This is a genomic window from Methylocystis sp. MJC1 (assembly GCF_026427715.1).
Classification (GTDB): Bacteria; Pseudomonadota; Alphaproteobacteria; order Rhizobiales; family Beijerinckiaceae; genus Methylocystis.
Genome location: NZ_CP107558.1, coordinates 2,002,071 through 2,015,154 on the forward strand (window position 1 = coordinate 2,002,071; position 13,084 = coordinate 2,015,154).

Genomic DNA, 13,084 nt, shown 5'->3' on the forward strand with positions numbered 1-13,084 from the left:
GGTAGCCCCGATTGCCAGACTGCCCTTACAAGATTTTCTACCGGTTCAAAGTCGACGCTATCGAGGTCGTGCATAATCCGCCATTCTGCGCGTAGGCCGTGGCCGACCCCTTGAGGGTCGCCACGCATCCGACGCGGCCTTGTCGAAATCCCGTCCTATCTCTTCGGGAAGCGACGCCGCGTAACCAGCGGCGCGAAACAAGGCGAAATGGCCATGTTCGACGCTATCTCCAGGCGCCTCATAGGCGTCCTCATTCCCATCAGCCTTGCCGCCCTCGCGAGCCCGGCGCAGGCCGGCCCCGCCCAGGCGGCCACGCCCCCGTCCACGCCCTTCGACGGCCGGTGGGTCATCGAGGCCACGACCTCGAGCTTCTTTTGCCCCGTCAAGCGGAAGCAGTTGGTCGCGATTGTGCATGGAGGTCAGGTGACCAAGCTCGTCGGCATACCCGCGAGCACTTCGGGGCAAATCGGGGCGGACGGCGGCGTGTCGATCAACCTGAAGGTTTTCAGCGTCACCGCCGCCATACACGGCAAGATGCTCGACAAGTCCGGGGCAGGCGACTGGTCGACCAATAGTATGCTATGCGCGCGGGGCGCCTGGCGCGCCGCCCATGCAGGAAATTGAACGAGACATGCTCATCGACACCCATTGCCACCTTGATTTCCCTGATTTTGCGCCGGAGCAGGCGGAGATCGTCGCGCGCGCAAAGGCGCGGGGCGTCGGTCGGATGATCACCATTTCCACGCATCTCTCTCGTTTCGACCGCGTCAAAGCGGTCGCCGACGCCTATCCGGACGTCTTCTGCACGGTCGGCACGCATCCGCATCATTCTCACGAAGAAGCCGAGCCGACTGTCGAGGAAATCGTCACGCTCGCCCAGCATCCAAAATGCGTCGGGCTCGGCGAGGCGGGGCTCGACTACCACTACGACCGCGCGCCGCGCGAGCTCTCGCAACGGGTCTTCCGCACCCATATCGCCGCCGCGCGCGAGACCGGCCTGCCGCTTGTCATCCATACGCGCGACGCCGATGAAGACTGCGCCGCGATCCTGAGCGAGGAAATGGGGAAGGGGGCTTTTCCCGCCCTGCTCCATTGCTTCACCTCGAGCCGCGCATTGGCGGAAACAGCAGTCGAACTCGGCCTTTACATCTCCTTTTCCGGCGTCGTTACCTTCAAGAATTCGGCCGAGCTGCGCGAGACGGTGAAAGTCGTGCCCCTGGAGCGGATGCTGGTCGAGACCGACGCGCCCTTCCTTGCGCCCGTGCCGCACCGGGGCAAGCGCAACGAGCCGGCCTTTGTCGTCGACACGGCGCGCTTGCTTGCCGAAATCAAGGGCGTCTCGGAAGACGAGCTTGCCCGCGTGACGACGGCAAACGCCCTGCGGCTCTTCTCCAAAATGCCGCCGCTCGAGGCCGCTGCGTGACGCTCACGGTGACGATCCTCGGTTGCTCGTCCTCCGGCGGCGTGCCGCGCGTCGGGCAGGGCTGGGGCAAATGCAACCCGGACAATCCCAAGAACCGACGCCGCCGCTGCTCGATCCTGGTCTCGCGCGGCGACCACGATGCGGCAAGAACCCAGATCCTCGTGGACACGGGTCCCGATTTGCGGGAGCAGCTCATCGACGCGGAGGTCAGGCGGATCGACGCCGTGCTCTATACGCATCCGCACGCCGACCATACTCATGGGATCGACGACGTGCGCGGGCTCGTCATTCTGAACGGCAGGCGCATTCCGGCCTATATGGACGAACGGACATCCAGCGATATCTGCGAGAAATTCGGCTATATCTTCACCACGCCGCCTGGAAGCCTGTATCCGCCGCTGATGACGGAGCATCGGCTGCATCCGGGCCGATCCGTGACAATCGAGGGGCCCGGTGGGCCGATCGAAGCGACCCCATTCCGGCTTGATCACGGTGATATGGACGCGCTGGGCTTCCGTTTTGGGAATCTTGCCTACACGCCCGACCTGAACGCCATTCCGCCGGAAAGCGCGCGCTTTCTCGAAGGCCTCGATCTCTGGATCATCGACGCGCTACGCTGGCAGCGCCACGGCACGCATCTCTCGGTCGAACAGGCGCTGGCCTATATCGATCTCTATCGTCCGAAGCGCGCCGTGCTGACCGACCTCCATGTCGATCTCGATTATGATACGCTGGCGGCCATGCTGCCAGCCAATGTCGAGCCGGCCTATGACGGGCTGCGGATCGAGGTTTAGCTCATTAGTTTCAAGCCTATTGGTCTGACGTTTTCAAACAAGGACTTATCCATGAAAGCAGAACGCCGCGCCTTCCTCGTCGGAAGCTCCCACGCCATCTTGTTCGGATCGGCGCTCGCCTCCGCCGCCGCCCAATCCGTCGCCGCAGACGATTCGATGGCGCCTCCACTGCCGCGCGGCGGAACCAGCCACTTTGCGCAGCTCAACGGCGTCAAGCTGCATTACGTGAGCGTCGGGTCGGGTCCTACCGTGATCCTGCTCCATGGCTGGCCGCAGACATGGTTCGCCTGGCGAGGAACCATGGAGCGGCTTTCCTCCCGTTTCAGATGCGTCGCGCTCGACCTCAGAGGACTCGGACTGTCAGAGAGAACGCCGGCCGGCTATGACAAGCAGACAATCGCCGCCGACGTCGCAGCGTTGATCGACCATGTGGCCGACGGCCGCGCCCATGTGGTTGGACACGATATGGGTGGCAAAGCGGCCTTCGTTCTTGCCCATCTGCAGCCGAGGAAAGTCGAAAAGCTGGTTCTTGTCGATTGCCTCGTCCCAGGGACTGAGAACATGGACGCCCGGCGCGGCGGGGCCTGGCACTATGGCTTCCATATGGCTCCCGAGATCCCGGAAACGCTGACGCGCGGGCGGGAGCGAGAATATATCGCCGCCCAAATTCGCGCCTGGTCTCACAGGAAGGACGCCGTCACGGAAGCGGCGATTTCGGAGTTCGCGCGGCATTACGCATCTGCTGGCGGCATGACGGCCGGCTTCGCTTATTATCGCGCTCTACGTGACGACGCGGCGCGGGTCGAGTCTTTTGGAGGCCGCAAGCTGGAAATGCCCGTTCTGGCGATCGCTGGTCGCTATGGCGTTGGGACCAAGCTCGCGGATGCGTTGGGTCCGCGTGCGCCTAATTTGACGGCCGTGATCGCCGAGGACAGCGGGCACTTCGTCGCCGAAGAGGCGCCGGACTTTTTCTGTGCGCAAATAGAGCGGTTCCTCGCTGCATAATGGTCGCGGCCCGTTGGCGCATTTGCGGCAAATTTTCCATATTTCGAGAAACCGGCGCCCATGGCGCGCTGCCGTGTTAATTTTGCGACGGCTCATGTCGGCTTTGTCGTGGTTCTTGCCGCCGATGCCCGCCCCCGCAGGATGCCAGCTTTGGTTCCATAATATCGATTATGCGAATCGGCGCTACAGTCGAGCGACCCCTCGCTTGGCTTGATTCTTCTCGTAGAATCGCCAGCTTGATTTACGGGAAGACCCGCTAGCCGCCCGGCGAGCGTCCCAGCGCCGCCATCCTCCCGCGCGGCGAAGCTTCAGAATCATGGTCGCATTTGCGGCCATGGCGCGCGCCGACGAAACCTCTGAAAAGATGGTCTCTTGCGCTAGCCGGAGCGAGGCAATTCTTTGGATTTTTCGATAGGGCCACGAAAATCTCTGGCCAGAACGGCCTGAAATCTGCTAAAAGCCCTGTTGCGCGGGACTATATGGCATTCAACTGGCAACATCCCATCGTTTCCGAGCGGACACATTTTGCGCGTCCGAGCGGTTCTGCATGGGCGCACGCGTTTGGCATAAGAGTCTTGCCTTTTTTGGCGGAGACGAGCAGGTAGACATGAGCAAAGGTAGAGATTTCCGGGGACCCCGTAAGCGTGGGTTCGACGACGACGGGCCGTTTGGCTATGACGCGCCGCGGCCTAATCGTCCTGCGAGATCGCCGTTCGGCGGCGGCGGATTCCCGGATTCGGCGCCCCCGATGATGAACGAGCCCTCCGTTGACGCCGTCGTGAAATGGTTCAAGGCGGACAAGGGCTTCGGCTTCGTCGAGCTGGCCAATGGCACGGGCGACGCCTTCCTTCACATCGGCGCGGTTCAGGCGGCGGGCTATGACGCGCTTCCACCTGGCGCGAAGCTTCAGGTTGTGGTGACAAGCTCGGTCAAGGGCCAGCAGGTCTCCCGCATTCTCGACGTCGACCTCGCCGGCGCAGCCGAGCGCGCTCCGCCGCCCCCGCCGCGCAGCGGCGGCTTCGACAGCCCCCGTCCCCGCCGCCAGGCACCCGATCCGTCGACCGCCGTGCCGGTCTCCGGCAAGGTCAAATGGTTCGACGAGACCAAGGGATTCGGCTTTGTCCAGTCGAATGACGGCGGCAAGGACGTCTTCGTCCATATCTCGATCCTGGCCCCCTCGGGCGTGAACCGCCTGCTCGAAGGCCAGCCGGTGACCATGCAGGTCGTCGACACCGCCAAGGGCCGCGAAGCCCTCTCCATTGCTCTGGACTAACATCCTGGCAATCTGAGCTGACGCCGCCGCCCCTTTCGGGCGCGCGGCGTTTTATTTTGCTTCGGAGGATCGTCCTCAGATGCCCGGCGACATTGCGCGTCTTATCGAGATCATGGCGGCGCTACGCACCCCGGGAACCGGCTGTCCCTGGGACCTCGAACAGGATTCTCGCTCCATCGCCCCCTATGCGGTCGAGGAGGCCTATGAGGTCGTCGAGGCCATAGAATTCGGCGATCTCGACGATTTGAGAGACGAGCTGGGGGATTTGTTGCTCCAGGTCGTCTTCCATTCCCGCATCGCCCAGGAGCAGAGCGCCTTCGCCTTCCCCGATGTTGTCAAAGCCATCTGCGACAAGCTCGTTCGCCGCCATCCCCATGTCTTCGGCGAAGGAGAAGCGCTCACGCCCGATGGCGTGACGGCGCAATGGAACGAGATCAAAGCGGCGGAAAAGGCCGCGAAAGGCGCCCCTGCCCCTGCGAGCCTGCTCGATGGCGTCCCCCTCGCCCTGCCCGCGCTCGTCCGGGCGGTGAAGCTGCAGCAGAAGGCGTCGAAAGTCGGTTTCGATTGGAACGACGCCGCGCATGTCATGGGGAAGATCCGCGAAGAGACGGAGGAAGTCGCCGACGAGTTGCGCCGGCCAGACCTCGACCCCAAATCGCTGGAAGAGGAAATCGGCGATCTCCTCTTCGTCGTCTCCAATCTCGCGCGCCACGCCAAGGTCGATCCCGAACAGGCGCTGAGGGGCGCTAACGCCAAATTCGAACGCCGTTTCCACCATATCGAGAAGCGCTTGGCTGAAATGGGCTCGTCGCCGGACGCTGCATCTCTGGATGAGATGGAGGCGCTCTGGGTTGAGGCGAAGCAGCTGGAGAAAGGGGCAAATGGGGACCCCGCTCCGGAGGCGACGGGTCTGCCTTAATTTCGTGCGCTTGACGGCGTTAAGGTCACGCTTAGCACCATGGAGGCCACCGTACCATGTCCGATGCATCTAGCGCATCACGTTACAGCCCGCCCTCGCAGCTCTTCCATTGGCTCACGGTTCTGTGCGTCGCGGGCGCTTGGATTCTCGGCGTCTTTGGCGACGACCTGCCCAAGGGCTCGATTCGCCATACGGGAGAGTTCATTCACGTGATCTTGGGCGAAATGGTTGTGCTGCTGCTCGTTTTGAGGGTCGTCTGGCGCTTCGTCGCCCCTGCGCCGCCGCTTGAGCCAACGCGCTTCGGCACGGCCGGCGAATTGGCGACGAAGCTTGGCCATCTCGCGATCTACGGACTGCTTCTCGCGGTCCCCATCGTCGGCGTGTTGACGCTATTCCATGGCGGCGAGGCGCTGCCGCTCTTCGGCCTCTCGGAAATCCCTTCTCCCTGGATCAAAAACCGTGAGCTGAAGCACGACTACAAGGAAATACACGAGTTTCTGGCGCATACGCTGATCATTCTGGCGGCGGTGCATGCAGCAGCAGCCATCGTGCATCACCATGTGCTGAAAGACCGGACCTTGAAGCGCATGTTGCCGGCGATTTTCGAATGACCATTTCCGGTTGAACAGAGCGACATTGGGGTTTGTCATTCCCGGCGGGCTTTGAAAAGCCCGACCGGGAATCCAGAGCCACAAAAGCGCTGGTTTTGCTCTGGATGCCCGATCGCTCGCTTCGCGAGCGTCGGGAATGACACCGAACCGGATCAAACGGATCTCTCGTTGGACTTTAGCGGCCGCCGCCGAATTTCAAAACGACAATGCCCAGTCCAATCAACAGGATGCCCGCGATCTCCACCGAACCGAGGCTTTGGCGATAAACGACCCAGCCGGCCACGGAAACCAGCGCGAGACCGACGCCCGACCACACCGCATAGGCCACTCCGAGCGGGATGGCTTCCAGCGTCAACGACAGGAAATAAAAGGCCGTCACATAGCCGGCGACGACGGCGAGCGACGGCAGCGGATTACGGAAGCCCTGGGCGGCGGGCAGCGCCGTGGAGGCCGCGACCTCGGAGATGATCGCAATCGCAAGGTAGAACCAGTGCATGGTGTTAAGGTCTTATGTTCGCAAGGCCGATGAATAGCGCCGTTTTACCTCGTCCAACCGCTCCGGCGCAATCCGCACCGTAAGGCGGGAGACACCGTTCTCCTTGGTCTCGCGGGAGAGAACTTCGGCGTGGGCATGAAGCCAAGCGAGCCCCTGCCCGTCTTCCGGCCCGATCTCCAACGCCAGCGTCACGCGGCTCTCGGCAAGCAGGGACTCGATGCGCGCCAGGAGATCGTCGAGCCCCTCGCCCGTCAGCGCCGAAACAAGCGCGGGACGGCGGCGAGGGTCGAAACCGCGCGCGGCGAGGCGCAAGGCGTCGAGCCGGTCGGAGTCGAGCGAGTCGATCTTGTTCCACACCTCGATGATCCGCCCCTCGGCCTCGCCCTTGAGGCCAAGCTCCTCCAAGATCGCCTCGACGTCGCGGGCCTGTGCTTCCGAGTCCTCGTGCGAGACATCCCGAACGTGCAGGATCACGTCAGCGAGGGTCACTTCCTCCAGCGTGGCGCGAAAGGCCGAGACCAGCATGGTCGGCAAGTCCGAGATGAAACCGACCGTGTCGGAGAGCAGCACCCGCGCCCCATGTGGCAGACGAATTTGGCGCAGCGTGGGATCGAGGGTCGCGAAAAGCATGTCCTGCGCGAGCACCTCGGCCTTGGTCAACCGATTGAATAGCGTAGACTTTCCGGCATTGGTATAGCCCACGAGCGCGACGACGGGATACGGAATCTCCCGCCTTGTCTTGCGATGCAGTCCGCGGGTGCGCTTCACCTTGTCGAGGTCCTGCTCGATGCGGCGCATGCGCTCCTCGATGAGACGGCGGTCGGTCTCGATCTGCGTCTCGCCAGGGCCGCCGAGGAAGCCGAAACCGCCGCGCTGACGCTCCAAATGGGTCCAGGACCGCACCAACCGGGATTTCTGATAAGCGAGGTGGGCAAGCTCGACCTGTAGCGCGCCCTCTTTGGTGCGGGCGCGTTGGCCGAAGATTTCCAGAATGAGGCCGGTTCGGTCGATGACCTTGGCGTTCCAGGCTTTTTCGAGATTGCGCTGCTGCACGGGCGAGAGCTGGCAATCCATGCTCACGAGCCCCGCCTCTTGCGCCTTCACCGTCTCCGCGATTTCCTCGACCTTGCCCTTGCCGAGATAGGTCGCTGGGCGAACATCGTTCAACCCTACGGGAAGCTCGCCGACGATCTCGAGGTCTATCGCCTGGGCGAGACCGACCGCCTCGGCAAGCCGCGCCTGGGGATCGCGGGAAAGCGTGGTTGGGCCGCGCGAGAGATATGGCCCGACAACGATCGCGCGCGTTCGATCCCCGCCGAGCGCGTGTCCTTCAACTGAATCTTCGCCGATCAATCCGCTTATCTTTGCTTCTCCACGCCCTCGTCGTCCGCCGGCTCGAACATCTGGATCGGATGCCCGGGCATAATCGTCGATATGGCGTGCTTGTAGACAAGTTGCGAGTGCCCATCACGGCGGAGCAGCAGGCAAAAATTGTCGAACCAAGTGACAATGCCCTGAAGCTTGACGCCATTGACGAGGTAGATGGTAAGCGGAACTTTGTTTTTTCGGACGAAATTCAGAAATGTATCTTGTAGATTTTGCGAACGCTCCGACGACATCGGCTGTCCTGTTCTTTATCTTGATTGAGCCGAGCGGTATGACGCCGCCCCCCGCGGTTTATGATTTTTAGTTCGGTCGCCGCGCGGCCATTAGAACCCCTCGAAAGTCGTAGCGCAAGGTGGAAGTCAAACCGACCGGAAGTTTGCCACTGCTATCAGCCACGCTCGTGTTTTGCCGCATGTAATAGAATGACGCTCGACATATCCTCGAGCCGAAATCACAACTTATGCATGCGATATCTTGGCGCAGCTTCACGGGAACTCCTTAAGGGCGTCGTTCAGGCCCCCCTTACATCCGATCGCGCAGCCGGCGATCGAAGCGGCACCTGAGCTCTCTATCAAGCTGCGCGGCCATATAGCAAGCATGCTTTTGTGCGCTGCAAAAACACGCCCCGACTAAGCGGACTGAACCTCGGCCCGTTGTCGATGTCCGAACATTGGCTGGCCAATCCGAAGATAGAAAAAGGCGCCTCGGGGCCATGAGGCGCCTATCTCCCCCTTGCTCGCCCTTCTGCCGATCGCCCACCCGCACACACGACGTCAGCCCTCTCAACGAAGCCGGCGAACGCGAAAGCCCGCCACTCCAACGCTACTTAAAGAAAAACACGAGATTTATTAATGTTAAACATGAACAACATGTTGTAATTAGTTGAAATAACTATTCTATTGATAGAGACTTCAACTTCCTGTGGAGGGCAGACCTCTCCATTCCGATGAACTCCGCGGTCCGCGATATATTCCCGGAGAAGCGGTTCAACTGCGCCACCAGATACTCCCGTTCGAAGACTTCGCGCGCCTCGCGAAGCGGGAGGCTCATCAGTTTTTCGCCCCGCACGCCGGCCGGCGTGGCCGGCACCAACTCGCCGACATCGGCCGGCAGCATGTCCGCGGTGATCACGGCGCCGGGCTCGCCGGCGGTCAGGATCATCAGCCGTTCGACATTATTCTTCAATTGCCGGATGTTCCCCGGCCAGTCGTGCAACTGGAGAACGGCAAGGGCGTCCTCGGCGATTTTGCGCCGCGGCATGCCCGCGGCGACCGAGAGGCTCTCCATGAAATAGTCGATGAGCGCGGGAATATCCTCCCGACGCTCGGCCAGCGACGGCACGCGGATCGGCACAACCGCAAGTCGATGGAAAAGATCCTCGCGCAGCGTCCCTTCCTCGATCGCCAAGGCGAGGTCACGCGCCGAAGAGGAGATGACGCGGACGTCCACCTGGACCTTGGTCGTCCCACCGACGCGCTGGAAGGTCTGGTCGACGAGCACCCGCAGGATCTTGGCCTGAGTGTCCTTGGGCATGTCGGCGATCTCGTCGAGGAAGAGCGTGCCGCCATGGGCCTCCTCCAGCGCGCCGATCTTGCGCTCGCCGTCTGGCCCCTCGCGGCCGAAAAGCTCGATCTCCATATTCTCCGGCGTGATGGTCGCTGAGCTGATGACCACGAAAGGCCCATCCGTGCGCTGCGACGCCTCATGGATGCAGCGGGCGGCGAGCTCCTTGCCCGTGCCCGGCGCGCCCATGATCAGGACGCGAGAATTCACAGGCGCGACACGTGCGATGAGCTGCTGAAGCTGATGCGCCGCCGGCGAGGCGCCAACGATCCGGTCGAAGGCCCCTGCCCTCTGGCGTAGCGCCGAGATTTCGCGCCTGAGCTGGTAGGCCTCCAGCGCGCGCTCGGCGACCAGAACCAGACGATCAGCCTTGAAGGGCTTCTCGATAAAGTCATAGGCGCCGATCTTGATGGCGCTGACGGCCGTCTCGATATTGCCGTGGCCGGAAATCATGACCACCGGCAGCCCCTTGTGCTGCTTCTGGATCTGCTCCAGCACCTGCAGCCCGTCGAGCCGCGAGCCTTGCAGCCAGATATCCAGGAAGACAAGATGCGGCCGGCGCGCGGCGATCGCCGCAAGCGCCTCGTCGGCGTCCTTGGCCGTGCGCGTGCCATGGCCCTCGTCGCTCAGAATGCCCGCGACGAGCTCGCGGATGTCTTCCTCATCATCGACAATCAGAATGTCGCTTGCCATTAGGCCCCGCTCGTTTCGGAGGAATGCGCCGTCTCCGGCTGGTTCGTATCTTTGTCGCCGTCCGCAAGCGGCAGGACAAGCCGCACGCAGGCCCCGCGCCCAACCGGAGCGTCGAGGAGCTCTAGTCGGCCGCCGTGATCTTCTATGATTTTGGCGACAATGGGCAGACCGAGCCCCGTGCCGTCCGCCCGCGTGGTCATGTAAGGCTCCAACAGCCGCTGCCGGTTGATCGCCGGGAAGCCCTTTCCATTGTCGATGACGTCGATTTCCGCCATGCGCTCGCGCACAGACAGGCGGATTTCCACCCTGCCCTTCTCGGCCGCGTCCTGCGGCGCGCGGGCACCGATCCCCTCTATGGCGTTCTTCACGATATTCGTCAGCGCCTGCGAGAGAAGCCGGCGGTCGAACTGCGCATAGACCGGCGTCGTCAACTGGGTTTCCACAATATCGACGTCGGCGTTGCCGACCCGCATCAGGAAGGCGACCTGCCGGGCGCATTCGCTGAGATCGTCGCGCGCCGGCCGAGCCTTGGGCATGCGGGCGAAGGAGGAGAACTCGTCCACCATGCGCTTGATGTCGTCTACCTGCCGCACAATCGTGTCGATACATTGGTCGAAGACGTCGCGGTCGACCTGAATCAGCTTGCCATATTTGCGCTTGAGGCGCTCGGCCGAGAGCTGGATCGGCGTCAGGGGATTTTTGATCTCATGGGCGATGCGGCGCGCGACATCGGCCCAGGCCGAGGTGCGCTGGGCGGTGACGAGGTCGGTTATATCGTCAAGTGTGACGACGAAGCTCGGCGCGCCTTCCTGGGCGCGGCGCGCCGAGGTCACGCGAATGTTGAGGGTCCGCTCGGCCGTCCCGCGCTTCATCGTGACCTGGCTCTGCACCGCGCGCGGGAAAAGCTCGAGAGCGTCGCTCAACAGCGGCGCGATCTCGGGCATGACGTCAGCGATATTGGCCCCGACCGTGGCCTGGCCCTTCGCATCGTTGAGCGACAATTCTTCGGCCGATCGGTTGAGGATCGTTACAATTCCGTCTGCGTCGACGCCCATGACGGCCGCCGGCACGCCGGCGAGCACAGCCTCGGTGAATTCGCGCCGCTCGTCGTTGATCCGGTTTGCCTCGAGTAGCCGGCTCTGCTGGAGGTTCAGCTCCGTTGTCATATTGTTGAAGACATCGCCGAGGCGCGCAAGCTCGCCATGAGCGCGATCGACCTGCACCTGCACCTGGAGATTTCCGCTCGAAACCTGGTCGGTCGCGGCGATAAGCGTGCGGATCGGGCTCACCAGCCGGTCGGCGAAATTGAGGCCGAACCATACCGACGACAACAGCATGATCATGGTCAGCAGCGCGTACATGAGCACGAAGGCGCGCTGCACGGCCACGCGGTAGGCGTCGAAGGCGTCGTAATTGCTGATCAGCTTCTCAGCCTGCTTCGGGAAGTCGATGGCGAAGGGATCAATCGGGCGGGTGACGTAAAGAAAAGTGTTCTCGAAGGCGTGCAGCGCCCTGAGCGCGACGAAGCTCTTTCCGTCGTCGATCATCAGGCACAGCGGCTCGCCCTTTCGCGCATTTTCGAATTCCGATTGCGGGGGCGCGATGACGATCGCCGAGGCGTTTTGACTCACATCCACCCGGTCGATGACCTGCCCGTTGGAAGACACCAGGGCCGCGACGGAGAAACCGAGGAATTTGGCGCGGGAGTCGAAAATCTGGTGGAAATAATTGCGGTCGGTGATGAAGAGCACGCGCGCCCGGTCGAGGTCGGAGGCGGTCAGCTGCGCCTCCTGAAGCAGCGCCTGGCATTGGCTCGATTGAAAGGCTTCGGCCGCCTGGGCGGTATTGTGCACAAAGACCTTCACGCCATTCATGAAGGCGGGGTTCAGCGCCCGCTCCAGCGTCAGCGACCCTGCGACAGCGAGTAGAACCGCCGGAATGAGCGCGATAACCGAGAAGAAGCCGACGATGCGGACATGCAGTCGCGCCGCCGCCTCGCCGCGCCGCCAGACGCGATAAAGCCGCATCGCCTTGGCGACCACCATGACCAGGAGGACGCCCACGAAGAAAAGATTGGCGAGAAAAAGCGGGACGAGTCGGTTATCGGTCGGCGAGAGAACGCCGAACTCGGCCGTGACAAGAAAGGTCGCCAGCGCGCAGCCCGCGGCCCCGACGGCGACGGCTGGCCCGAACCAGGCCCGAACGCCGGCGCTTTTGCCGCTGTCGGAGAGTGCTTGCTCGCCTGTTTGGATCATGGGGCGGTTATAGGCCGGGGGCGAGACTGTCGCAAATGCGTAACGCTTTGGGCGGGGGCGTGCCGGGGACGCCCGTATGGGCGCGCCGTCGGCGCAAAAGTCTCGAGTTTTGATTGTTGCGCCGATTGGCGAGCGCCTCCTATCCTCACTTGATGCAACTTGGCGCGACTCTCATTGTTTTTTCGGGCCTGCCGGGCACGGGCAAGTCGTAGCTTGCCCGTGAAATCGCCCTGCGGCTTGGTGCGCTTTGGTTGCGGATCGACTCGATTGAAACGGCGATAAAGGCATCAGGCGTCGTCCCAGGCTCTATCGAGGACGCCGGTTATCGTGCGGCTTACGCCATAGCTGAGGACAATCTCCGGCTGGGGCGGCTCGTCGTCGGCGATTGCGTGAACCCGTTGATGCTGACGCGCGAGGCGTGGCGCAATGTGGGGCTTCGGGCAGGCGCGCGCGTGTTTGAGATCGAGACGATTTGCTCGGATTTTGATGAGCACCGTCGGCGCGTCGAAACGCGTGTCAGCGAAATCCCCGGTCATGTTCCGCCAACATGGGCCGAGGTCGCCGACCTAGATTATCGCCCTTGGGACCGCGCCCATCTGGTGATCGATACCGCCGGCCAACACCTGACGCCTTGCGTTGACCAAGTGCTTTTTACCCTACAGCAAG

General features: G+C 62.5%; 13 protein-coding genes. 7 read left to right on the forward strand and 6 right to left on the reverse strand.

Annotated features, from left to right (window positions below; translation table 11 throughout):
- Nucleotides 1–213: 213 nt before the first annotated feature.
- The 7 genes from OGR47_RS09680 to OGR47_RS09710 all read left to right on the forward strand — a co-directional run bounded on the left by OGR47_RS09680 (nucleotide 214) and on the right by OGR47_RS09710 (nucleotide 6,025).
- Complete coding sequence (locus OGR47_RS09680; RefSeq protein WP_165048543.1) at nucleotides 214–624, forward strand: hypothetical protein; 411 nt, start codon at nucleotides 214–216, stop codon at nucleotides 622–624.
- A gap of 7 nt (nucleotides 625–631) precedes the next feature.
- Nucleotides 632–1,423, forward strand: coding sequence for a TatD family hydrolase (locus OGR47_RS09685; RefSeq protein WP_165049155.1), 792 nt, complete (start codon nucleotides 632–634; stop codon nucleotides 1,421–1,423).
- A complete protein-coding gene (locus OGR47_RS09690) occupies nucleotides 1,420–2,217 on the forward strand; it encodes an MBL fold metallo-hydrolase (RefSeq protein ID WP_165048545.1) in 798 nt (265 codons plus the stop codon). The genes OGR47_RS09685 and OGR47_RS09690 overlap by 4 nt, the downstream gene beginning before the upstream one ends.
- Before the next feature lie 51 nt (nucleotides 2,218–2,268).
- Entirely contained in the window at nucleotides 2,269–3,222 is a 954-nt protein-coding gene (locus OGR47_RS09695) for an alpha/beta fold hydrolase (RefSeq protein WP_165048547.1), read from the forward strand.
- A 607-nt stretch (nucleotides 3,223–3,829) separates the two neighbouring features.
- Nucleotides 3,830–4,495, forward strand: coding sequence for a cold-shock protein (locus tag OGR47_RS09700; RefSeq protein WP_246729547.1), 666 nt, complete (start codon nucleotides 3,830–3,832; stop codon nucleotides 4,493–4,495).
- Nucleotides 4,496–4,574: 79 nt separating this feature from the next.
- Entirely contained in the window at nucleotides 4,575–5,414 is an 840-nt protein-coding gene (mazG, locus tag OGR47_RS09705; RefSeq protein ID WP_165048550.1) for a nucleoside triphosphate pyrophosphohydrolase, read from the forward strand.
- Between the two features lie 56 nt (nucleotides 5,415–5,470).
- Nucleotides 5,471–6,025 (forward strand): cytochrome b, encoded by a 555-nt coding sequence (locus OGR47_RS09710; RefSeq protein ID WP_165048552.1) that lies wholly within the window; start codon nucleotides 5,471–5,473, stop codon nucleotides 6,023–6,025.
- 175 nt (nucleotides 6,026–6,200) lie between these two features.
- Here OGR47_RS09710 and OGR47_RS09715 read toward each other — a convergent pair whose 3' ends face one another.
- From OGR47_RS09715 to OGR47_RS09740, 6 genes are all read right to left on the reverse strand, one after another.
- Entirely contained in the window at nucleotides 6,201–6,521 is a 321-nt protein-coding gene (locus OGR47_RS09715) for a DMT family transporter (RefSeq protein ID WP_165048555.1), read from the reverse strand.
- A 12-nt stretch (nucleotides 6,522–6,533) separates the two neighbouring features.
- Nucleotides 6,534–7,874, reverse strand: a complete 1,341-nt coding sequence (gene hflX, locus OGR47_RS09720) for a GTPase HflX (protein WP_165048557.1) — start codon at nucleotides 7,872–7,874, stop codon at nucleotides 6,534–6,536.
- Between the two features lie 5 nt (nucleotides 7,875–7,879).
- Nucleotides 7,880–8,140 (reverse strand): RNA chaperone Hfq, encoded by a 261-nt coding sequence (gene hfq, locus OGR47_RS09725; RefSeq protein ID WP_165048559.1) that lies wholly within the window; start codon nucleotides 8,138–8,140, stop codon nucleotides 7,880–7,882.
- Between the two features lie 658 nt (nucleotides 8,141–8,798).
- Nucleotides 8,799–10,163 (reverse strand): sigma-54-dependent transcriptional regulator, encoded by a 1,365-nt coding sequence (locus tag OGR47_RS09730; protein WP_165048561.1) that lies wholly within the window; start codon nucleotides 10,161–10,163, stop codon nucleotides 8,799–8,801.
- Nucleotides 10,163–12,418 carry a sensor histidine kinase NtrY-like gene (locus OGR47_RS09735; RefSeq protein ID WP_165048564.1) on the reverse strand — a complete coding sequence of 752 codons (2,256 nt, stop codon included), beginning with the start codon at nucleotides 12,416–12,418 and terminating at the stop codon, nucleotides 10,163–10,165. The genes OGR47_RS09730 and OGR47_RS09735 overlap by 1 nt, the downstream gene beginning before the upstream one ends.
- Before the next feature lie 287 nt (nucleotides 12,419–12,705).
- On the reverse strand, nucleotides 12,706–12,954 hold the full coding sequence (locus OGR47_RS09740) for a hypothetical protein (protein WP_165048566.1): 249 nt from the start codon (nucleotides 12,952–12,954) through the stop codon (nucleotides 12,706–12,708).
- Between the last annotated feature and the right edge of the window lie 130 nt (nucleotides 12,955–13,084).